The 20,304-nt window shown below is 72.7% G+C and carries 21 protein-coding genes; 13 read left to right on the forward strand and 8 right to left on the reverse strand.

The window, feature by feature from the left end:
• Positions 1 to 48 precede the first annotated feature (48 nt).
• Positions 49 to 1,041, forward strand: a complete 993-nt coding sequence (locus HDG69_RS08935; protein ID WP_171783450.1) for a hypothetical protein — start codon at positions 49 to 51, stop codon at positions 1,039 to 1,041.
• Positions 1,042 to 1,045: 4 nt separating this feature from the next.
• On the opposite strand, the gene HDG69_RS08940 is transcribed toward HDG69_RS08935, so the two are convergent.
• From HDG69_RS08940 to HDG69_RS08950, 3 genes are all read right to left on the reverse strand, one after another.
• A complete protein-coding gene (locus HDG69_RS08940; protein ID WP_171783451.1) occupies positions 1,046 to 1,462 on the reverse strand; it encodes a VOC family protein in 417 nt (138 codons plus the stop codon).
• 91 nt (positions 1,463 to 1,553) lie between these two features.
• A complete protein-coding gene (gene metX / locus HDG69_RS08945; protein ID WP_171783452.1) occupies positions 1,554 to 2,792 on the reverse strand; it encodes a homoserine O-acetyltransferase MetX in 1,239 nt (412 codons plus the stop codon).
• A gap of 156 nt (positions 2,793 to 2,948) precedes the next feature.
• Positions 2,949 to 3,314, reverse strand: a complete 366-nt coding sequence (locus tag HDG69_RS08950; RefSeq protein ID WP_171783453.1) for a winged helix-turn-helix transcriptional regulator — start codon at positions 3,312 to 3,314, stop codon at positions 2,949 to 2,951.
• Between the two features lie 84 nt (positions 3,315 to 3,398).
• Between HDG69_RS08950 and HDG69_RS08955 the strand changes: the two genes are divergently transcribed.
• From HDG69_RS08955 to HDG69_RS08970, 4 genes are all read left to right on the forward strand, one after another.
• Positions 3,399 to 4,160 carry an NAD(P)H-dependent oxidoreductase gene (locus HDG69_RS08955; RefSeq protein ID WP_171783454.1) on the forward strand — a complete coding sequence of 254 codons (762 nt, stop codon included), beginning with the start codon at positions 3,399 to 3,401 and terminating at the stop codon, positions 4,158 to 4,160.
• Between the two features lie 118 nt (positions 4,161 to 4,278).
• Positions 4,279 to 5,196: a hypothetical protein gene (locus HDG69_RS08960; RefSeq protein ID WP_171783455.1), complete on the forward strand. Its 918-nt coding sequence runs from the start codon at positions 4,279 to 4,281 to the stop codon at positions 5,194 to 5,196.
• Between the two features lie 46 nt (positions 5,197 to 5,242).
• Positions 5,243 to 5,887: a hypothetical protein gene (locus HDG69_RS08965; protein ID WP_171783456.1), complete on the forward strand. Its 645-nt coding sequence runs from the start codon at positions 5,243 to 5,245 to the stop codon at positions 5,885 to 5,887.
• Positions 5,884 to 6,171, forward strand: a complete 288-nt coding sequence (locus tag HDG69_RS08970) for a hypothetical protein (protein WP_171783457.1) — start codon at positions 5,884 to 5,886, stop codon at positions 6,169 to 6,171. The genes HDG69_RS08965 and HDG69_RS08970 overlap by 4 nt, the downstream gene beginning before the upstream one ends.
• Before the next feature lie 32 nt (positions 6,172 to 6,203).
• Here the strand turns inward: HDG69_RS08970 and HDG69_RS08975 are convergent, their stop codons facing one another.
• Together HDG69_RS08975 and HDG69_RS08980 are read right to left on the reverse strand one after the other, a co-directional pair.
• A complete protein-coding gene (locus tag HDG69_RS08975) occupies positions 6,204 to 6,923 on the reverse strand; it encodes an ABC transporter permease (protein WP_171783458.1) in 720 nt (239 codons plus the stop codon).
• Positions 6,924 to 6,943: 20 nt separating this feature from the next.
• Positions 6,944 to 7,840 carry an ABC transporter ATP-binding protein gene (locus HDG69_RS08980; RefSeq protein WP_171783459.1) on the reverse strand — a complete coding sequence of 299 codons (897 nt, stop codon included), beginning with the start codon at positions 7,838 to 7,840 and terminating at the stop codon, positions 6,944 to 6,946.
• Positions 7,841 to 8,001: 161 nt separating this feature from the next.
• On the opposite strand from HDG69_RS08980, the gene HDG69_RS08985 reads away from it, so the two are divergent.
• Positions 8,002 to 9,192: a sensor histidine kinase gene (locus HDG69_RS08985; RefSeq protein WP_171783460.1), complete on the forward strand. Its 1,191-nt coding sequence runs from the start codon at positions 8,002 to 8,004 to the stop codon at positions 9,190 to 9,192.
• On the forward strand, positions 9,189 to 9,791 hold the full coding sequence (locus HDG69_RS08990) for a response regulator transcription factor (RefSeq protein ID WP_171783461.1): 603 nt from the start codon (positions 9,189 to 9,191) through the stop codon (positions 9,789 to 9,791). Before HDG69_RS08985 ends, HDG69_RS08990 begins: the two co-directional genes overlap by 4 nt.
• 22 nt (positions 9,792 to 9,813) lie before the next feature.
• Here HDG69_RS08990 and HDG69_RS08995 read toward each other — a convergent pair whose 3' ends face one another.
• From HDG69_RS08995 to HDG69_RS09005, 3 genes are all read right to left on the reverse strand, one after another.
• Positions 9,814 to 10,875, reverse strand: coding sequence for a zinc-binding dehydrogenase (locus tag HDG69_RS08995; protein WP_171783462.1), 1,062 nt, complete (start codon positions 10,873 to 10,875; stop codon positions 9,814 to 9,816).
• A gap of 185 nt (positions 10,876 to 11,060) precedes the next feature.
• Positions 11,061 to 12,389: a bifunctional o-acetylhomoserine/o-acetylserine sulfhydrylase gene (locus HDG69_RS09000; protein WP_171783463.1), complete on the reverse strand. Its 1,329-nt coding sequence runs from the start codon at positions 12,387 to 12,389 to the stop codon at positions 11,061 to 11,063.
• 109 nt (positions 12,390 to 12,498) lie between these two features.
• On the reverse strand, positions 12,499 to 12,993 hold the full coding sequence (locus HDG69_RS09005; RefSeq protein ID WP_171783464.1) for an inorganic diphosphatase: 495 nt from the start codon (positions 12,991 to 12,993) through the stop codon (positions 12,499 to 12,501).
• 156 nt (positions 12,994 to 13,149) lie between these two features.
• On the opposite strand from HDG69_RS09005, the gene dacB reads away from it, so the two are divergent.
• The 6 genes from dacB (at position 13,150) to folE (ending at position 20,301) form a co-directional block, all read left to right on the forward strand.
• Positions 13,150 to 14,556, forward strand: a complete 1,407-nt coding sequence (dacB, locus tag HDG69_RS09010; RefSeq protein WP_171783465.1) for a D-alanyl-D-alanine carboxypeptidase/D-alanyl-D-alanine endopeptidase — start codon at positions 13,150 to 13,152, stop codon at positions 14,554 to 14,556.
• A 94-nt stretch (positions 14,557 to 14,650) separates the two neighbouring features.
• The gene (locus HDG69_RS09015) at positions 14,651 to 15,778 is read left to right on the forward strand and encodes a zinc-dependent metalloprotease (RefSeq protein WP_171783466.1); all 1,128 of its coding nucleotides are present in this window, start codon (positions 14,651 to 14,653) and stop codon (positions 15,776 to 15,778) included.
• Between the two features lie 15 nt (positions 15,779 to 15,793).
• Positions 15,794 to 16,900, forward strand: a complete 1,107-nt coding sequence (gene tilS, locus HDG69_RS09020; protein WP_171783996.1) for a tRNA lysidine(34) synthetase TilS — start codon at positions 15,794 to 15,796, stop codon at positions 16,898 to 16,900.
• Positions 16,901 to 16,903: 3 nt separating this feature from the next.
• On the forward strand, positions 16,904 to 17,455 hold the full coding sequence (hpt, locus tag HDG69_RS09025) for a hypoxanthine phosphoribosyltransferase (RefSeq protein WP_171783467.1): 552 nt from the start codon (positions 16,904 to 16,906) through the stop codon (positions 17,453 to 17,455).
• A 111-nt stretch (positions 17,456 to 17,566) separates the two neighbouring features.
• Complete coding sequence (ftsH, locus tag HDG69_RS09030; protein WP_171783468.1) at positions 17,567 to 19,675, forward strand: ATP-dependent zinc metalloprotease FtsH; 2,109 nt, start codon at positions 17,567 to 17,569, stop codon at positions 19,673 to 19,675.
• Complete coding sequence (gene folE / locus HDG69_RS09035) at positions 19,672 to 20,301, forward strand: GTP cyclohydrolase I FolE (protein WP_425484019.1); 630 nt, start codon at positions 19,672 to 19,674, stop codon at positions 20,299 to 20,301. The genes ftsH and folE overlap by 4 nt, the downstream gene beginning before the upstream one ends.
• The last annotated feature ends 3 nt before the right edge of the window (positions 20,302 to 20,304 follow it).

Raw genomic sequence — 20,304 nt, forward strand, 5'->3', positions numbered from 1 at the left:
CTCAACGTAGAGGATGTGGTGTCGCCGGGGGCCACTATGTTGGTCGGCATGGCTGACGACGTCCAGCACCACCCGACCGAGCCCTCCGCCGTCGTCGAGGGCGCCACCGTCCTCGAGGAGCGCATCGCCCAGGCCCAGCGGGACGCCACGCTGCTCGCCGACTACCTGGCCCGCCGCGCGCGGGCGGCCTCCGCGCTCCGCGACGCCGAGCAGGCAGTGGCGCAGGCCCGGTCGCGTCTGTCGTCGGAGTCGGCCGACGTCGACCGGCTCGAGTCCCTGAGCCTCGCCAGGCTGTGGGCGAGCCTGCGAGGAGACCGGGACGAGCGGCTCGACGCCGAGCGCAGCGAGATGCGCCGAGCAGAGTACGCCGTGGCCGCCGCGCAGAAGCGGCAGGAGTCGGCCCGGGACGAGCACGGTCGGTCGCAGGAGGCGGTGGCCGCGCTGGGAGACGTGGCGGGACGCCGTGAGCAGGCGCTCGCGGACAAGGAGGCATGGCTCTGGGAGTCCGGGACCGGTCCCGGCGCCGCGCTGGTCGACATCGCCGAGAGGCGCGGACGGCGTCAGGCCGAGCAGGTCGAGATCGCCGAGGCGCAGCAGGCGGCGCAGGACGCCGGCCAGGCCCTGGACGCGGCGGCCGGAGAGCTGAGGGGCGCTGATGGCTGGTCCACCTACGACACGTTCTTCGGCGGTGACCTGCTCGCGAGCATGGCCAAGCACAACCGTCTCGACCGGGCTGCGGAACTGGTGCGCGCTGCCGACGCAGCGCTCGCACACCTCGCCGTCGAGCTTGGTGACGTCGGCGAGCGGGGGGTCGGCGAGCTGGGCGTCGAGGGGATGGCTCGCACGTTCGACATCTGGTTCGACAACGTGTTCAGCGACCTGTCCGTCGCACGGCACATCCGCGACTCGCGTGACCGGGTGGAGGCGGCGCGAGCGGCCGTCGACCACGTCAGGGGCCGGCTCGCGGACCGGCTCAGGGTGGTGCACGAGGACCTGCTCGAGCTCGAGCGGCTCCGCGAGAGGATCCTGCTGACGTCGTGATCCCTCAGGGCCCGACGTCGAACATCCACGGGACGCCGTGGCGGTCGGTGAGCTGGCCGTAGTGGTCGCCCCACGGCGCCGGCTCGAACGGCAGGACGTCGGTGGCGCCGTCGAGCAGGACCTCGATCGCCCGGCGGACGTCCTCCAGGTCCTCCGGCCCGCCGGTCAGCGCGACGGTCACGCCGCCGGACGGTGCGGCGTACGGCATGGACGACGGCGTGTCCGCGGCCATGAGGGTGAGCCCGCCGGGGGTGTCCAGCTGGCCGTGCATGACGAGGTGTGCCTCGGCCTCGTCGTCGACCATCCCGGGGAAGTCGCCGAACGTCGTGATCTCGAGGTTCCCGCCCAGCGCGGACCGGTAGAGCTCCAGCGCCTCGCGCGCCTCGGTGCGGAAGCTGAGGTAGGGAGTGAGACGAGTCACGATGACCTCCTGGAGGGCGGCTGGCCGCCGTCGTCGGCGCCCGGCTCCATCGTGGCGCTCGTGAGCGTGGCTCGCGCGCCGTGGCGGCGGTCTACGCCGGGGGGACGGGAGCGACCTGGCCGAGGAAGTCGCGCAGGAGAGGGCCCGTCTGGTCGTGCTCGATCAGGAAACCGTCGTGCCCGAAGTCCGACGTGACGATGCGCAGCGGCTCGGCGTGCGGGAGGCCCGCGGCGATCCGCTCGGCCTGCGCGGGCGGGAAGAGACGGTCGCTGTCGACGGCCACGACGAGCGCCCGGGCCGTGATCTGAGCCAGGGCCGACCCGACCCCCCCACGGTCACGGCCGAGGTCGTGCGTCATCATCGTCTCGGTCAGCCGGAGGTAGGAGTTGGCGTCGAACCGGCGCGCGAGCTTGTCACCGTGGTGGTCGAGGTAGGACTGCACGGCGAACCGGCCGTCGTCGAACGGGTCCTCGCCTCCTTGCGGCAGCCGCCCGAACCGCTCGTCGAGCTCACGTGCGGTGCGGTAGGTCGTGTGCGCGATCTGGCGGGCGATCGCCAGCCCGGCGTGCGGCCCCTCGCCGTCGGGGGCGTCGTAGTAGTCGCCGCCGTTCCAGCGTGGGTCGGCGCGGATGGCGCCGAGCTGCGGGTGGGCCCAGGCGATCTGGTCGCCGGAGGACTGGGCGGCGGTGGCGATGGCGGCGATGGAGCGGACCTCGATGCCCGACTCCGGGCCGAGGACCGACCACTCCAGCACGCGCATGCCGCCCATGGAGGCGCCGACCACGGACGCCCACGACCGGATGCCGAGCAGCCGCGACAGCTCGACCTCCACGGCGACCTGGTCGCGGGTGGTGATGCGGGGGAAGCGTCCACCCCAGGGTCGTCCGTCCGGGGCCGTGGACGACGGTCCTGTGGTGCCCTGGCAACCGCCGAGGACGTTCGGGACGACGACGAAGTACCGGTCGGTGTCGATCGGCGCCCCGGGGCCGATCATCGGCTCCCACCAGCCCGCGGTGAGCTGTCCGGGACCGGCCGGGCCGCGGACGTGGGCGTCGCCGGTGAGCGCGTGCAGCACCAGGACGGCGTTGGAGCGGTCCGGGGCCAGCTCCCCGTGGGTCTCGTACGCGACCCGGACGTCGGGCAGGCGGCCGCCGGCCTCCAGGTCGAAGGTGCCGACGTCGGCGAACTTCCGCTCCCCGGCCGGGTCGCCGTCACGCCAGGCTCCCGACGCCGGGACGGGGGCGTCGGGGAGGTTGCGGGTGGCGCGGTGGTGCAGGGTGCTCCGCTCGTGCCCCGCGGCGCTGCGGGTGCTGCTGGTCGTCGAGGTCATCGTCTCTCCTGGCTGCTGTCGGCGGCGGTCGGGCGCGCACGCGGCGTGCGGCTGCCCGGTGGCCGCAGGCAGACGACGGTGCGTGACGGTCAGCTGCGCATTCGACGAGTCATGCGTTCGACGGTAGCCCCCGTCGGAGACCCTGCCCACCGGATCTCACGATGCGGGACCATATTCTGAGACGGGAGTCTCGGCGTGCGGCGCGATGAAGCGCTCGGACCACCGGCCGAGCAGCACGGCGATCGAGGCGAGCTCGTGGCCCGCCTCGGTCAGCTCGTACGTCACGCGCGGCGGCACCTCGGGATAGACGGTACGCACCACGATCCCGTCGGTCTCCAGCGAGCGGAGCTGTCGCGTGAGCGTCTTGGCCGAGACGGGGCCGACGGCGCGCTGCAGCTCCCCGAAACGCAGCGGCCCCGCGCTCAGCTTCCAGACGGCGGTCAGCTTCCAGTCGCCGCCCGCCACCGCGACGCCCACCTCGATCGGGCACACCTCCAGGGCTCGTCGTACGGCCTCGCGCATCGAACTCTCACTTTCCCTCAGGTCCCTTGGTGACAGAAATGACGGTACTACCGCCAGCGGGTCGTTCTGCCTACGGTCGGAAGCATGCACGCACTCATCGTCTCCGGCGCCCCCTCGTCCGTCGCTCTGACCGCTGACCTCACCCACACGGCCGAGGCGACCCTGCGCGACCAGGGCCACGACGTCGACGTCCTGGATCTCGTCCGGCTCGGCTGGCACCCCGCGGTGCGCCCCGGCGACTACGGGATCGAGGACTTCACCGCCCCGGTCGGTGCCCACGCCGTCGCTGCCGCGAGATCCGGCACCCTGGACGCCGAGGTCCGGCGGCACCAGGAGCTCCTGCGCCGGGCGGACCTCCTCGTGCTCGTCTTCCCCCTGTGGTGGGCGGGGATGCCGGCGATCCTCAAGGGCTGGGTCGACCGGGTCCTCACCCAGGGGTTCGCCTACGGGCTGCGCGACGCGGACGGCAACCCGCGCAAGTACGGTGACGGCGCCTTCACCGGCAAGCGAGGACTCGTCGTCACGACGGCGGGCGACCGGGCGGAGGCCTTCGGCCCCCGTGGCGTCAACGGCCACATCGAGGACCTGCTGTTCCCGATCAACCACGGGATCTTCTGGTACACGGGCATCGAACCCCTGCCGCCCCTGACGCTGCTCGGTGTGGACTCACCGGTCTGGGCCGGTGTCGAGGATGCCCGCGCCCAGGTGCGCAAGCGGTTCGAGAACATCGACACCGACGAACCGCTGCCGTACCGGCGGCTGCTCGACGACTACGACGGGCGGCGCCGGCTGCTCGACGAGCACGCACCGGGCCGCAGCGACCTGGCGATCCACCGCCGGCCCTGACGGTCGGGTGGCGGGGGCCCGATGGGGTGAAGTACCCATCGGTGCGTGGGCAGTCCGGCGCTACGATCTGCAAGGCCGCCCGGCCGGACGAGCTCGGGCCACCGCCTCGGAGGGTGCGATGGGTGAGATGTACGGCGCAGACGTCGAGCAGCTGCGCGCGCTGTCGCAGCGGCTGAGCGAGAGCAGCGCGGAGCTCGAGAGCGCCGCGGGCCTCATCTCTCAGCTCGTCGAGACGGTGCCGTGGTACGGGCCGAGCGCCGAGATGTTCCGGGACGAGTGGGCCTGGTCGTACGAGCCGTCCCTGCGTTCTGCCGCGCACGGGCTGACGGACGCCTCGCAGAAGGCGGCGCGCAACGCCGACGATCAGGAAGCCACGAGCAACAGCTACGACGGGTCGGGTGTCGGCAGCGAACCTGGCGGGCCCGGCACGGGCACCGGGGGCACCGGGCCCGGGGCGGACGGCGGCGGGGCGGACGGCGGCGACAGCACGGGGCCCGACCTCTTCCCGGACTGGCTGACCGACGTCCAGAACGGTGCCACGTGGACGGGCCTCGCGGCGGACCTCGGCGAGGGCGCGCTCCGGGCGAACGTCGACGACTGGGCGCAGCTCGGAGGCTACGGCCGTGGCCTCAGCGGGCTGGCGACCGGACTTGCCGGCCTGGGTGCAGGACTGGGGGCCTATCAGACGATCACCGGGATCGCGGACGGCAACGGATGGCAGGTCGCCGACGGGCTGGTGAACACCGGGCTCGGGGTGGCCGGGTTGCTGGTCACCGCGGCGACACCGGCCGGCTGGGTGGTGCTCGGGGCGGGGGCTGTCTGGGCAGGGTCCAGCCTGCTGGCGAGCCACCTGGGCTATGACCACACGAGCGAGATGTTCGTGGACGCCGGTCGGTGGGTCGGCAATACTGTCGCGGACGGTGCGGGCGCGGTCTGGGACGGCGTCGAGAACGCGGCAGGAGCCGTGGCCGACGCCGGCGCCGCCCTCGCTGACGGGGCGAGCAGCGTTGTCAGCTCGATCAAGGGCTGGTTCTGACCGCCGTGCCCGCTCGGTACATGACTTCTAGTGGACGGAGACCACGATGACCAGCACGACCGACGGGGTCCCCGCGGACAAGCAGGACCTGCTGATCGAGCTGACGGGGTTCGAGCTGTTGTCGCTCCTGGCCGTCTCTACCGAGGATGCAGCGCGGCGCACGCGCGAGCACCTGCACCTTCCGGAGGTCGCCTCCGACTCGCCCCTCCTCACGGCGGGGGTGAGCTCGTTGCTGGTCCGCGGGCTCTGCACGATGGAGTCGGGCACCCTGCGCCCTCAGAGCAGGCTCGACGCGTTGGTGACCGTGCTGACCCGGGCGAACCAGTGGCTGGAAGCGGCAGGAATCGCGGACCGGACCACCGGGTCCGCGCTCCTGGTCGGGTCCGAGCTCGGTGGCGCCCTCCTGGAGCCGCGCCCCTACTCGATCTGGCACGCCTGGCCCATGCCGCCCTCACCCGACCTGCCCACGGCCGGGGCGCGGTTCGTGCGGTCCCAGTTCGAGAACAACACCGGACGTCCGTTCGCGGGGAGCCTCAAGCTCACCACGGCGTCCGGTTCGCGCATCTCTGCCGTCCACGTGGACACGGCCGGGCGGTGGGAGCTGGCGTCGGGCCCGGGGGACACGGTGCCCGAGGCCGTGGGCGTCGGTGCGGACCCGTCGTTCCGGGTCCTCGCCGAGGCGCTGGCATGACCACTCCGTCGCCGGGTCCGTTCGACGACCAGGGCGACCCCGTCCGGGCGCGACGCTTCGCTCGGATGTGGACCTGGCTCGCCCTCGGCCAGCTGGGGCTGGCGGTGATCGTCTCGTTCGCCTGGTGGAGCGCCCAGGTCAACGGCCTCACCGGAGGCCCGGCGGCGAGCTTCCGTGCGGGGCAGGTCTTTCCCTGGTACGTCGTGGCCCCTGTCGGGGCTGTCGGCCTGTACTCGGCCGTGCGAGCGGTGCGCACCTGGGCACGCTACCGCTCGCTGAGATAGGCCGTGGCGGCCCGTCAGGGCCGCAGCAGCACCTACCGACGGGGCTCCCACCGGAACATCCGCTGCGCGACCACGACGGAGACCGCGACCCATCCCAGGGTCGGCCCGAGCAGCAGCAGCGAGTCGGTGAGGGGGGCCCCACCGTTCCAGGCGTTCACGACGAGCTCGGTCGCCGCGCCTCCGGGCAGGACCCGCTTGAGCATCGTCAGGCTCTCCGTCCCCGTGATGCCGACCCAGGTCGCGACCGCGATCACGCCGAGGCTCAGGGGCAGGGCGGTGATCTGGGCGTGCTCGGGCGAGTTCGTGACGCCCGCCGTCGCGATCCCGAGGGCGAGCATCATGGCGAAGATGGCGACGGCCGCCGCGACGAGCAGCACGGCGTCGGACGGCCCGCCGCCGACCGCCGCGAACACGCCGAGGATCAGCCCGATCTGGACCACGGCGATGATGCTGACCGGCAGCACCAGCCCGGCGAGGACGGAGACGTCGGACGCCGCCGTCGAGCGCAGCCGCTTGAGGAACAGGGTCTGACGCCGGGCCGCCAGGGTGGTCACCGTCGTCGCGTAGAGGCTGAACGCGGCGATGGTGAAGACGAGCACGGCGGCCACGTATCCGAGGCTGCCGATCCTGGTGAAGGTGTCGCGGTAGCTGATGAAGAACGCGGCGACCGCCACGGGCATGAGAAGGCTGGTGACGAGCACGGCCCGGTTGCGGAAGAGCTGGACCAGCTCGTTCTGGGCGATGGGAAGCATGACGATCTCCTGTCGGGTGGTCAGGAAGCGGTGGAGTCGGCGCCGATGGCGCGGAAGACGTCGTCCAGGCGGGTCGGTGCCGCGGACAGGCCGTCCAGCTCGATGCCGTGGGTGTGTGCCCAGTCGAGGAGCTGCTTGAGGTCCTGCTGGAGCTCGAACGTCTCGATGGCGTAGGTGCCGTCACCCTGTGCGACGGATGCGGCAGGTGGGGTGGGTGCGCCGGGCGGCAGGGAGAACCGGATCCCGGCCGGCAGCGACCGGGTGAGCTCGCTCACCGTGCCCTGGTGGCGGAACGTGCCCTGGTGCATCAGCCCGACGCGGTCGGCGCGCTGCTGCGCCTCCTCGAGGTAGTGGGTGGTCAGGACGACGGTCGTGCCGTCCTCGCGCAGCCGGTGCACGACCTCCCAGAGGGCGTCCCGGGACTGGATGTCCAGGCCGGTGGTGGGTTCGTCGAGGAAGAGCAGCTCGGGGCTGCCGTACACCGCGGTCGCGAAGTCGAGCCGGCGCTTCTCGCCGCCGGACAGCTGGCCGACGCGGGTGTCGGCCTTGTGGGCGAGGTCGACGAGGTCCAGCACGCGGTCCACGGAGTCCTCGCGGCCCGAGAGGCGACCGACGAGCCGGGTCGACTCCGCCGCGGTCAGGTCGGGCGCGAAGCCGCTCTCCTGCAGCATGATCCCGACCCGCGGGCGGACCGCCGCGCGGTCGCCGGGATCCGAGCCCAGCACCCGGACGGTGCCCGCGGTGGCCTTCCGGTGCCCTTCGACGACCTCGAGGGTCGACGTCTTGCCCGCACCGTTGGTGCCGAGGAGCGCGTAGAGCTCGCCTCGCTCGATCTGGAACGACAGGCCCTTCACGGCCCGGAAGTCCCCGTACGTGACGTCGAGACCGTCGACGTCGATGACAGTGTTCGTTGACATGGCCCCATAGAACCTCCGGGGGCCGCCGCCGCCCAGTGCCCGGACGTCAGGTCCGGGCAGGACGAACGTCCACGCCGCGGTGTGACACCGTGTCACTGGTCGTCGCCGCGCGTCGGGCAGATACTGACCGGGACGACCCTCGACCCCCGGAGCCGCCGACCATGGAGCCACGACCTGCCGCTCCGCGTGGCGCCACGGGAGCATGGCAGACGTCGGCGGCGTCCCGCGCCTCGCGGCGCAGGTTCCGGCGTCTCAACCTGACGGTGATGCTGCCGCTGTTCGCCACCGTCGGGAGCCTGCTGGTGGCGAGGCAGGCGCAGACCTGGGGCCAGGTGCTGGTCCTGGTGCTCGGCTTGCTGGCCGCCCTGGTCGCGTTCGAGCGCTGGACGGTCGGCGACCTCGCCCGGGTGGCGATCCCCTGCCTGGCCGTCTCGGCGGCGGTGTGGCCCTACGGCGTCCTGATGATCGACGGCGGTATCCAGGCCTCCTACTACTCGCTGGCCATCGTGGGCAGTCTCGTCGTGCCGGAGCTGCCACGGCACCGCGTCGTCGCGGCGGTCGGCCTCGCCGTGTACGTCGCCGGGGTCGGTGCCTGGGGCGTGGCTGCCGCCGGGGCGTTCGAGGCGAGCAACCTGGTCGCCTACGTCATCGTCCCGACCGGCCTCACCGTGGTGGTGGTCTCCCTCCGGTTCCCGAACAAGGGCTTCTACGACGTGATGACGGAGCTCGAGGAAGCGCGGGAGCGGGAGGCCGACCTCGCCGTCGTCCGCGAGCGGATGCGTTTCGCGAGCGACCTGCACGACATCCAGGGGCACACGCTGCACGTGGTGAAGCTGAAGATCGCCCTGGCCCAGAAGCTCCTCGCCACGGACACCGAGCGTGCCGCCCAGGAGCTGCGGGAGACGTACGACCTGGTCGGCGACACGATCACCCAGGCCAAAGAGCTCGCCTACGGCCGGCGGAGACCGAACCTCTCGGCCGAGCTGGAGAACGCGCGGAACCTGCTCGAGGCCGCCGGGATCCATGTCCGCGTCGACTATCCGGCCGGCACCGACGCCCAGCCCGGGGACCTGGTCGCCCAGGTGCTGCGGGAGACCACGACCAACGTCCTGCGCCACTCACGTGCCACGCTCGTGCACGTCGCGGTCACCGACCACGGCATCACGGTCGTCAACGACGGCGTCGCGGTGCAGGAGCCGCCGGTGCTGCGAGGACTCGAGCTGCTCGCGCGCCGGGTCGCGGACAGCGGGGGAGTGCTGACCGCCGAGCAGGCCGGTGACCGGTTCCGGACGGCGGTCGACTTCTCCGCCCGGTACGCCGGGGCCGACCGGACGGAGGGCGGCGAAGGATGACCACCGTGGTGCTGGCCGACGACGAGGCGCTGCTGCGCCGGGCGCTCGCCTCGCTGCTCCCGCTGGAGGGTGACGTCACCGTCCTGGCGGAGGCCGCCGACGGCGCGGAGGCGGTCGAGGCGACCGTCGCCCACCGGCCGGACGTCCTGGTCGTCGACCTCGAGATGCCCGGCGTCGACGGCCTGGAGGCCGTCGCCGAGATCCGTCGTGTCCTGCCCGACCAGGTGGTGCTCATGCTCACCCGCCACGCCCGCCCGGGGGTGCTGCGCCAGGCGTTGAAGCTCGGTGTGCAGGGTTTCGTGAGCAAGTCGGCCGAGCCGTCCCACATCGCCTCGGTCGTCGCCGCCCTCCACGCCGGGAAGCGCTGGATCGACCAGGACGTCTCGGCCGCTGCGCTCATCGACGACGTGCCGCTGACGGACCGCGAGCTCGACGTGCTCCGGGTGACGCGCGACGGCTACTCGGTCGCCGAGATCGCCGACCGCCTGTACCTCGCCCAGGGCACGGTGCGCAACTACCTGTCCAACGCCATGCAGAAGACCCAGACCCGCACCCGGCACGAGGCCGCCCGCTACGCGTGGGAGCACGGCTGGCTGTGAGCGGCCGGCCACCGGCAGCGTCTCAGGGCCGCAGCAGCACCTTCGTCGAGCGGCGTTCGTCCATCGCGGCGTAGGCGTCGGCGACGTCGGCCAGAGGCATCTCGGCGTCGAAGACCTTCCCCGGGGTGATCGCCCCCGACAGGACGTCGTCGAGCAGCGTGGCCATGTGCGCCCGGGCGGGCGCCATGCCGCCACCCACGGTGATGTTCCGGCCGAAGAGCTTGCCGATCGGGACCCGGGAACCGCCGTGCGGGACACCGACGAACCCGACGCGACCGCCGCCCCGGACCGACCCGAGCGCCTGGGCCATCGACTCCTCGGTGCCCACGCACTCCAGCGCCGCGTCCGCGAGGTCGCCGCCGAGCAGCTCCTGCAGGGCGGCCACGCCGTCGTCGCCGCGCTCGGCCACGACGTCGGTCGCGCCGAGCTCGCGGGCCAGCGCGGCCCGGTCCGGGTGCCGGGAGAAGGCGACCACCCGCTCGGCTCCGAGACGACGGGCGGCGACGACCCCGCACAGCCCGACGGCGCCGTCCCCGATCACGGCGACCGTGTCCCCGGGTCCGACGCCGGCCGAGACAGCCGCGTGGTGGCCGGTGGACATCACGTCCGCCAGGGTCAGCAGGTGCGGTACGAGCCCTGCGGCCTCGAGCTCCTCCTCGCGGCGGCCCACCGGGAAGAGGGAGTGCTGCGCCAGGGGGATCCGCACCCGCTCGCTCTGCGCGCCGTCGACGGGGATCCCGTCCCGGTCGGTCGAGCCGAAGCCGGTCACCAGGTCGCAGGCCGACGGGTATCCGGCCCGGCAGGACTGGCAGCGCCCGCAGCTCAGCGAGAACGGCACGACGACGAAGTCGCCGGGGGCGGCCGAGGTCACCTCGGCACCCACCTCCTCGACGACGCCGACCAGCTCGTGGCCGATCGGGTGCGGCTCGCGGGTGGCGGCCACCCCGCGGTAGGGCCACAGGTCCGAGCCGCACACGCAGGCGGCGCTCACCCGGAGCACGGCGTCGTGCGCGGTGCGCAGCACCGGGTCGGGACGTTCCTCGGCACGGACGTCGCGTTCGGCGTGGATGATCGTGGTGAGCATGGACCCACCGTAGGCCGACGACGGCGGGTCTGCCGCCGTCGTCGGCCTCGTCGTGAGACGTCGTCTCGGCCGAGCCTGCGGCTCCGCTGCGCGCGAGTGCCTCGGTCCGTCGATCGCGATCGTCCTGTGCTCGCAGGCTCTCTCCGGACGCTCGCTCGGCCCTCACCCTCCGCTGCACCTCCGTCTCAGCCGAGCGTCGCCTTCGCGGCGGTGAAGCCGAGCTCGAGGTCCGCGAGGATGTCCTCGACGTCCTCGATGCCGACGGCGAGGCGCACCAGCCCGGGCGTCACGCCCGACCACGCCTGCTCCTCGGCGGTGAGCTGGCTGTGCGTCGTCGAGGCCGGGTGGATCACCAGCGAGCGCACGTCGCCGATGTTCGCCACGTTCGAGTGGAGCTGCAGCGCCGAGACGAAGGCCTGCCCGGCCTCGGCGCCGCCGTCGAGGTCGAAGGCGAGCACCGCACCCGCACCCCGTGGGGCGTAGCGCTGCTGGGTGGCGTGCCACGGGCTCGACTCCAGGCCGGCGTAGTGCACGGCGCGGACGTCGTCGCGGGCCTCGAGCCACTCGGCGACCTTCTGGGCGTTGTCCACGTGCCGCTCCACGCGCAGCGACAGGGTCTCGATGCCCTGGGCGATCTGGAACGCGTTGAACGGCGACAGCGCGGAGCCGAGGTCGCGCAGGAGCTGGACGCGCGCCTTGAGCACGTAGGCGAGGTTGGCTCCGAGGACGCCGTCCACGCCCAGGTCGCGGGCGTACACGATTCCGTTGTAGGAGGGGTCCGGGGTGTTGAAGCCGGGGAACCGCTCGGGGTACCGGGCGTAGTCGAAGTTGCCGGAGTCCACGATGACGCCCGCCACGGTGGTGCCGTGCCCGCCCAGGTACTTGGTCGCGGAGTGCACCACGACGTCGGCGCCGTGCTCGATCGGGCGCACGAGGTACGGGGTCGCCACGGTGTTGTCGACGATCAGGGGGACGCCGGCCGCGTGGGCGGCGTCCGCGACGAGCGCGATGTCGAGGAAGTCGTTCTTCGGGTTGGGGATGGTCTCGGCGAAGAACGCCTTGGTGTTCTCCCGCACGGCGGCGGCCCACGCGTCGGCGTCGTCGGCGGCCTCGACGAAGGTGGTCTCGATGCCGAGCCGGGGCAGGGTGTGCTTGAGGAGGTTGTAGGTACCGCCGTACAGGCTGGCGCTGGCCACGACGTGGTCGCCGGCGCCGGCGAGGTTGAGGATCGCGAAGGTCTCGGCGGCCTGGCCGGAGGAGAGCAGGAGGGCTCCCACGCCGCCCTCCAGGTCGGCGATGCGGTTCTCCACGACCTCCTGGGTCGGGTTGTTGATCCGGGTGTAGATGGGGCCGAGCTCGGCCAGCGCGAAGCGCTTGGCGGCGGTCTCCGCGTCGGGGAAGACGAACGAGGTCGTCTGGAAGATGGGCAGGGCCCGCGCACCCGTCGTCGGGTCGGGGGACTGGCCGGCATGGATCTGTCGGGTCGCGAACGACCACCGGGGTGCGTCTGTCATGTCGAGACCGTACGAGCCTGGTCTCGGTGGGCGGAAGAGGTGATCCAGCCCGTGAGACGACGGCGGCCCCCTCACCCGTCGTCGGGGAGGGGGCCGCGCGTGCGTCGCGTCAGTGGCTGTAGCCGGAGTCCTTCGCACGCTGGAACGAGCGGACGATCTCCGCCTCGGCGTCCTCGCGGCCGACCCAGTGCGCACCCTCGACCGACTTGCCCGGCTCCAGGTCCTTGTAGACCTCGAAGAAGTGCTGGATCTCCAGGCGGTGGAAGTCCGAGACGTCGTCGATGTCCTGGCGCCATGCCGCGCGCTGGTCGCCCAGCGGGACGCACAGCACCTTGTCGTCACCGCCGGCCTCGTCGCGCATCCGGAACATGCCGAGGGCCCGGCACTTGATGAGGCAGCCGGGGAAGGTGGGCTCCTCCAGCAGGACGAGGGCGTCCAGCGGGTCGCCGTCCTCACCGAGAGTTCCCTCGATGAACCCGTAGTCGTCCGGGTAGCGGGTCGAGGTGAAGAGCATGCGGTCGAGCCGGATGCGTCCCGACTCGTGATCGACCTCGTACTTGTTCCGCTGACCCTTCGGGATCTCGATCGTGACGTCGAACTCCACTGTTCCTCCAGTCTCGGGGCGTGCGCGCACCCTAAGTGTGCCACGCGGGCGCCGCGCGGACGCCGCGGCACGGTGCCGCTCAGAGGCGAGGACGTGCGAGAATACCGGCGGACGGAACCTGCTTGTGACCAGGTTCACGAGATCGGGGAGGACCGCATGGGGTGGCGGCTCAGGGTCGGCGCCACCGTGACGACGGTCGTGGCACTCTTCGGAGGCTACCTGGTCGCCGACGCCTACGACGTCGTGCCCGGCATGGTCACCCTCCAACCCGCCCCCGAGCCTGCTGCCCCGTTCCCCACGGCCCCCGGTGCCGTGGACGGACCGAGCCCCGTCGTCGCCGTCCCCGCGCTGTCGGAGGACGCCCCGGTCCCCTCCGCCTCCGCCGTCGACGACCTCGTCGAGGATCTCGCCGACGACGACCGGCTCGGCAACCGCGTCGGCGTGATGGTGTCCGACGTCGGCACGGGCGCGACGCTCGGCGCCTCCGGCCAGGACCGGTTCCTCGTCCCGGCGTCCACGCAGAAGATCCTCACCGCCGTCGCCGCCTACTCCGGCCCGGGTGGCGACACCCGCCTGGTCACCCGCGTCATGCTGCACGGCGACAACCAGCTCGTGCTCGTCGGGGGCGGCGACATGATGCTCGCCGCGGGCGACGGCGACCCGGAGGCCGTCAACGGTCGTGCCGGGCTGGGCGACCTCGCCGACCAGGTGGTGGCGCGCATCGCGCTCACCGGCATCGACACGGTCACCCTCGCCGTCGACGACACGCTGTTCACGGGCCCGGCGATCCCCCCGTCCGTGCGGGCCAACGACGCCAGGGACGGGTACACCGCCCCCGTGGCCGCGCTCGCCGTCGACATGGCCCGGCTCACCGACGACAAGTACGCGCCCCGTGAGGAGGACCCGGCGCTCGCCGCGGGCCGATCCTTCGCCGACGCCCTCGCCGATCGGGGCGTCGAGGTGACGGGCTCGATCGTGCGGCAGACGGCGCCGTCGTCGGCCACCGAGCTCGGCCGCGTCGAGTCCGCGTCCCTCGGAGAGCTGGTGGGGTACCTGCTGCGGGAGTCCGACAACACGCTCACCGAGGTGGTGGGCCGGCTCGTCGCGATCGACGCCGGGCTGCCCGGGTCGGGCGAGGCGGCCGTCAGCGAGGTGATGTCCGAGGTCGAGTCGCTCGGCGTGGACCTGTCCGGGGCCGAGCTGACCGACCTGTCGGGTCTGGGGACGGGGTCGCGGCTGAGCGCGCGCCAGCTCGTCGACACGCTGCTCGTGGCGGCTGCCGACCCGGAGCTGCGCGAGTCGGTGACGGGTCTGCCGGTCGCCGGGCTCCAGGGCACGCTGAGCGACCGGTTCGGCGGTGACAACCCCGGCCGCGGCTACGCCGAGGCGAAGACCGGCAGCCTGCCGGACGTCCGTTCGCTCGCCGGCACCGTCGTCACGGCCGACGACCGGCTCCTGGTGTTCGCCGTCACCGCCGACCGGATCCCCGAGGGTGGCTCGTTCGGGGCCAACCTGATCTTCGACGACTTCGTCGGCGACCTCGCGGACTGCGGCTGCTCCTGACTCCCCGCCGGTGCCGACCAGGAGGTTGTGCCCGCAATCCTCCACCTTTGCGGGACCAGGTTCCTGCTCGGCACCGTGCGGTTACGGTGGACCCGTGACCGCACCCAGCACCGCACCCGTCGACTGGGCGACGGCCGCCCAGATCGCCCGCCGCGTCGGACGCCCCGGACCGGTCGCCTCCCGCGCCGAGCTGGACGACCTGGTCGGCGGGCTGCGCACGGCCGCCCACGACGCCGTCGGCCACGTGCTGCGGGTCACCCGGATGCGCCCGGCCGGTGACGACGTCGACCTCGAGCACCACCCGGACGGCCGGCTGCGCCGCGTGCGCGCGCCCCGGCCGGACCTGGGCGACGTCCGCGTCGTCGACCGTGCGACCTGGGCGCTGGCCAACACCCGCTCGATGGCCGCCATGACCGGTCCGGCCTTCGCCGCCCTCACCCCGGACGCCCGGCCCGGCGGGTCCGGCGCCGCCCGACTGGCGGGTGCGGCCGAGGTCGGCGGGCTCCTCGCGCTGCTGTCGACCAAGGTGCTCGGCCAGTTCGACCCGTACGGCGAGGGACGGCCGGTCCTGCTGCTCGTCGCCCCGAACGTCCTGGCCGCCGAACGCGCCCTGCGGCTCGACCCGGCCGACTTCCGGTTGTGGGTGTGCCTGCACGAGCAGACCCACGCCCTGCAGTTCGCAGCCGCGCCGTGGCTCGCGGAGCACCTGGCCGGTCGGCTCGGGGAGCTCCTGCAGGACGTCACCACGACCTCCCTGGACCTGGCGCGCGCTCCCTGGCGTGACAAGGCGGCGCTGGTGGGTCGTACGGTCCTGGACGCCGTCCGCGGCGATCTCACCACCCCGCTCGACCCCGTCCTGGGCCCGGAGCAGAAGCGGGTCCTCGCCGAGATCACCGCGGTGATGGCGCTGCTGGAGGGCCACGCCGACGTGATGATGGACGCCGTCGGACCGCGGGTCGTCCGCTCGGTCCGCACGATCCGTGCCCGCTTCGAGAAGCGGCGCGACGGGGAAGGCGCGCCGCGGCTCGACGTGGTCCTGCGTCGGGTGCTCGGCATGGACGCCAAGCTCGCGCAGTACCGCGACGGCGCGGCCTTCGTGCGGGCTGTCGAGAAGGAGGTGGGCCGCGCCGGGCTGAACGCCGTCTGGGCGGCCCCGGGCAACCTGCCCGGTCCTCGGGAGATCCACGACCCGCGGGCCTGGGTCCGCCGGGTCCACGGCTAGGGAGGTGCGGTGGCGGTGCCTCCCGTCGATCCCGCGCTCGCGGCCGCCCGGACCGCGGTGCGGGCGCAGCTGGCCGACCTGCACCCCGACGACCTCGTCCTCGTCGCCTGCTCGGGCGGCCCGGACTCCGTGGCGCTCGCCGCCGTGACGTCGTCGGAGGCCCGACGGGTGGGCCGCTCCGTGCGGTCGCGGGGCTACGCCGTACGGGCGGGCGCGGTCGTCGTCGACCATGCCCTGCAGCCCGGGTCGGCGCGGGTGGCGCAGCGCGCCGCCGAGCAGTGCCGGGGCCTCGGTCTCGACCCGGTGGTGGTGCGCCGGGTCGAGGTGCGGCAGGGGTCCGACGGTCTCGAGGCCGCCGCCCGGGACGCCCGCTACGCCGCGCTCGAGGAGATCGCCGCCACGACCGGGGCGGCGGCCGTGCTGCTGGGGCACACCCTGGACGACCAGGCCGAGCAGGTCCTGCTGGGTCTCGCCCGCGGCAGCGGGACCCGGTCGCTCGCGGGCATGCCGGCGCGTCGCGCCGTCTTCCGGCGACCGCTGCTCGGGCTGCGGCGCGCTCACACGGAGCGGGTGTGCGCCGTCGTCGGCATCGACCCGTGGATCGACCCCACCAACGACGGGACGGCGGCCGGCGCGCCGCTGCGGTCGAGGGTGCGCGACCGGCTGCTGCCAGTACTGGGCGACGTGCTCGGCCCGGGCGCCGTCGAGGCGCTCGCGCGCAGCGCGGACCTCCTGCGTGACGACGCCGACCTGCTCGACCTCCTCGCCGCCGACCTGCTCGCGACCGCGCGCAGCGCCGTCGACCCCGCCGACGTCGACCCCGCCGAGACCCGCGTCCCCGAGGGCCCGGCCGCCGTCGTGCTGGACGTCACACCGTTGGCCGAGGCCCCCGCGGCACTGCGGCGCAGGGCGCTCCGGGCAGCGGCGCTGGAGACCGGGTGTCCAGCGGGGACGACGACGGCGCGGCACGTCGACGCGCTCGACGCCCTGGTCGTGCGGTGGCGCGGCCAGGGCGAGGTGCACCTGCCGGGCGGTGCACGGGGCGTGCGTGCGTGTGGCAGGCTGGTCCTGCGCTCGGGCGGCCGTCCCGGCGCTGCCCCCGCCACGCACCATGAGGAGTAGCCCGTGGACCAGTCGGACGTCGCCGGCGATCTCGCCGACATCCTGCTCACCGAGGAACAGCTCGGGACCAGGCTCGACGAGATGGCCGCCCAGATCGACGCGGACTACGCGGGCAAGGACCTGCTCCTGGTCGGCGTGCTCAAGGGCGCCGTCATGGTCATGGCCGACCTGTCGCGGCGCCTGCACCACCCGGTCGAGATGGACTGGATGGCGGTCTCGTCGTACGGCTCCGGGACGCGGTCCTCGGGCGTGGTGCGCATCCTCAAGGACCTCGACTCGGACCTCTCGGGCCGCAACGTCCTCATCGCCGAGGACATCATCGACTCGGGCCTGACGCTGTCGTGGCTGGTGCAGAACCTGCGCTCGCGCGGGCCGGCGTCGGTCGAGATCGCGACGATGCTCCGCAAGCCGGAAGCGGCGAAGGTCGACGTCGACGTGCGCTACGTCGGCTTCGACATCCCGAACGAGTTCGTCGTCGGCTACGGCCTCGACTACGCCGAGAAGTACCGCAACCTGCCGTTCATCGGCACGTTGGCACCGCACGTCTACTCCTGACGCGTGCTGAGCCCTGCGCGAACACGGCAGGGAGCTCGCAGGACCGCGGTGTAGTTTCGGTTCTCGTACGATCGCCCGGACGAAGGGAAGCGGGGCAGCGCCCCGTCACGGATGAACCTCAAGAAGATCTTCAGCGGACCGATCATCTGGATCGTGCTCGGCCTGGTGCTCGTCGCGCTCGCGTTCTCGGCCTTCACCGGTGACCGCGTCAGCCGGATCGAGACCTCGCAGGGGCTCGAGCTGCTGCAGGGGGACACGGTCGAGCACGCCCTCATCGTCGACGGTGAGCAGCGGGTCGAGCTCGACCTCACCGAGCCGTACGTCGTCGACGCCGACACCGACGACGAGGTCGACCACGGCGAGAAGGTCGACTTCTTCTGGGTGGCTCCCCAGGGCGAGGACGTCGTCGCGGCGGTCGAGGGTGCGGACCTGGCCGAGGGCTACGACACCGACGTGCCGCAGGCCTCCTTCTGGGGCTCGATGCTGTCGTTCCTCATCCCGTTCCTCATCATCCTGGCGATCTTCTGGTTCGTGCTGTCGCGGATGCAGGGCGGCGGCAACCGCGTCATGGGCTTCGGCAAGTCCAAGGCCAAGCTGATCAGCAAGGACATGCCGCAGGTGACCTTCGCGGACGTGGCCGGCGTGGACGAGGCCGTCGAGGAGCTGCACGAGATCAAGGAGTTCCTCGCCGAGCCCGACAAGTTCCAGGCCGTCGGGGCGAAGATCCCGAAGGGCGTCCTGCTGTACGGCCCGCCCGGCACCGGCAAGACGCTGCTCGCGCGCGCCGTCGCGGGCGAGGCCGGCGTGCCGTTCTACACGATCTCCGGGTCCGACTTCGTCGAGATGTTCGTCGGCGTGGGTGCCTCGCGCGTGCGCGACCTGTTCGAGCAGGCGAAGAACAACGCACCGGCGATCATCTTCGTCGACGAGATCGACGCCGTCGGCCGCCACCGTGGCGCCGGCATGGGCGGCGGGCACGACGAGCGCGAGCAGACGCTCAACCAGATGCTCGTGGAGATGGACGGGTTCGACGTCAAGACGAACGTCATCCTCATCGCTGCCACGAACCGTCCCGACATCCTGGACCCCGCGCTCCTGCGCCCCGGCCGCTTCGACCGGCAGGTCGCCGTGGAGGCGCCGGACCTCAAGGGCCGCGAGAAGATCCTCCAGGTGCACTCCCAGGGCAAGCCGATGGTGGACGAGATCGACCTCGCCACCGTCGCGCGGCGCACCCCGGGCTTCACCGGCGCCGACCTGGCCAACGTCCTCAACGAGGCCGCGCTGCTCACCGCGCGCTCCGGCGCCCAGCTCATCGACGACCGCGCGCTCGACGAGGCGATCGACCGCGTGATCGCGGGCCCGCAGAAGCGCACCCGCGTCATGAAGGTCAAGGAGCAGAAGATCACCGCGTACCACGAGGGCGGGCACGCCCTGGTGGCGGCCGCGATGCGGTACACGGACCCGGTCACGAAGGTGACGATCCTGCCGCGCGGCCGCGCCCTCGGCTACACGATGGTCATGCCGACCGAGGACAAGTACTCCACGACGCGCAACGAGCTCCTCGACCAGCTCGCCTACGCCATGGGTGGCCGGGTGGCCGAGGAGATCGTCTTCCACGACCCCACCACCGGGGCGAGCAACGACATCGAGAAGGCCAGCGCCATCGCCCGCAAGATGGTCACCGAGTACGGCATGAGCGACAAGGTCGGGGCGATCAAGCTGGGGTCCGGTTCCTCCGAGCCGTTCCTCGGCAAGGACATGGGGCACCAGCGCGACTACTCCGAGGCCGTGGCGGGGACCATCGACCACGAGGTGCGCCGGCTCGTGGAGTCCGCGCACGACGAGGCCTGGGAGGTGCTCACCCAGTACCGCGACGTCCTGGACGACCTCGTGCTCCAGCTCCTCGAGAAGGAGACGCTCAACCAGGCCGAGCTCGCCGAGATCTTCGGCCCGGTGGCCAAGCGTCCTGCGCGCGACGTGTGGCTCTCCAGCGAGCAGCGCACCGTGCACACCCGCGGCCCGGTCATGACCAAGGGTGAGAAGGCCGCGTACTCGACCAACGGCACCCCCGGTGTGCCGCAGGACGAGGCCGCCGTCGTCGGCAACGTCGAGGCCGAGGAGGCAGCGGCGCGCGACGACGTCGGCGGGCGGGTCTCGCGGGCCGCGTCCGGCGAGCGCGAGCGCAGCTCCGACGACGGGACGTCCGAGGAGAGCACGTGACCGACGAGGACCTGCCGCTGAGCGCGGTGACGCTCGGCGTCCGTCCGGCCGCCGACGTACCCGCCTATGACGCCGCCCGCGCCGAGGCCGCGGTGCGCGAGCTGCTCATCGCCGTCGGCGAGGACCCCGAGCGCGAGGGCCTGCAGGACACCCCGGCGCGGGTCGCCCGCGCCTACCGCGAGATCTTCGCCGGGCTGCACCAGGAGCCCGAGGACGTGCTGACCACCACCTTCGACCTCGGCCACGAGGAGATGGTGCTGGTCAAGGACATCGAGGTCTACTCGACCTGCGAGCACCACCTGGTCCCGTTCCACGGCGTCGCGCACGTCGGCTACATCCCGAGCGCCGACGGCCGGATCACCGGCCTGTCGAAGCTGGCACGCCTGGTCGAGGTCTACGCCAAGCGGCCGCAGGTGCAGGAGCGGCTGACGTCCCAGGTGGCCGACGCCCTGGTCCGCATCCTGGAACCTCGCGGGGTCATCGTCGTCGTCGAGTGCGAGCACCTGTGCATGTCCATGCGCGGCGTGCGCAAGCCCGGTTCGCGCACCGTCACCTCGGCGGTGCGCGGGGGCATGCAGAACGCCGCCACCCGTGCCGAGGCCATGAGCCTCATCCTGGGGCGGTAGCGC

This window comes from Isoptericola halotolerans (assembly GCF_013149785.1).
Lineage (GTDB): Bacteria > Actinomycetota > Actinomycetes > Actinomycetales > Cellulomonadaceae > Isoptericola > Isoptericola halotolerans.

Excerpts from the sequence above, each read along its gene's own strand:
- dacB (WP_171783465.1), top strand. The coding sequence starts at position 13,150 with ATGGGGTGGCGGCTCAGGGTCGGCGCCACCGTGACGACGGTCGTGGCA.
- metX (WP_171783452.1), bottom strand. The coding sequence starts at position 2,792 with ATGACCTCGACGACCAGCAGCACCCGCAGCGCCGCGGGGCACGAGCGG.
- HDG69_RS08970 (WP_171783457.1), top strand. The coding sequence starts at position 5,884 with ATGACCACTCCGTCGCCGGGTCCGTTCGACGACCAGGGCGACCCCGTC.
- HDG69_RS08960 (WP_171783455.1), top strand. The coding sequence starts at position 4,279 with ATGGGTGAGATGTACGGCGCAGACGTCGAGCAGCTGCGCGCGCTGTCG.
- HDG69_RS08990 (WP_171783461.1), top strand. The coding sequence starts at position 9,189 with ATGACCACCGTGGTGCTGGCCGACGACGAGGCGCTGCTGCGCCGGGCG.
- HDG69_RS08975 (WP_171783458.1), bottom strand. The coding sequence starts at position 6,923 with ATGCTTCCCATCGCCCAGAACGAGCTGGTCCAGCTCTTCCGCAACCGG.
- ftsH (WP_171783468.1), top strand. The coding sequence starts at position 17,567 with ATGAACCTCAAGAAGATCTTCAGCGGACCGATCATCTGGATCGTGCTC.
- HDG69_RS08965 (WP_171783456.1), top strand. The coding sequence starts at position 5,243 with ATGACCAGCACGACCGACGGGGTCCCCGCGGACAAGCAGGACCTGCTG.
- HDG69_RS08995 (WP_171783462.1), bottom strand. The coding sequence starts at position 10,875 with ATGCTCACCACGATCATCCACGCCGAACGCGACGTCCGTGCCGAGGAA.
- HDG69_RS08955 (WP_171783454.1), top strand. The coding sequence starts at position 3,399 with ATGCACGCACTCATCGTCTCCGGCGCCCCCTCGTCCGTCGCTCTGACC.
- HDG69_RS08950 (WP_171783453.1), bottom strand. The coding sequence starts at position 3,314 with ATGCGCGAGGCCGTACGACGAGCCCTGGAGGTGTGCCCGATCGAGGTG.
- HDG69_RS08935 (WP_171783450.1), top strand. The coding sequence starts at position 49 with ATGGCTGACGACGTCCAGCACCACCCGACCGAGCCCTCCGCCGTCGTC.
- HDG69_RS09000 (WP_171783463.1), bottom strand. The coding sequence starts at position 12,389 with ATGACAGACGCACCCCGGTGGTCGTTCGCGACCCGACAGATCCATGCC.
- HDG69_RS08985 (WP_171783460.1), top strand. The coding sequence starts at position 8,002 with ATGGAGCCACGACCTGCCGCTCCGCGTGGCGCCACGGGAGCATGGCAG.
- HDG69_RS08980 (WP_171783459.1), bottom strand. The coding sequence starts at position 7,840 with ATGTCAACGAACACTGTCATCGACGTCGACGGTCTCGACGTCACGTAC.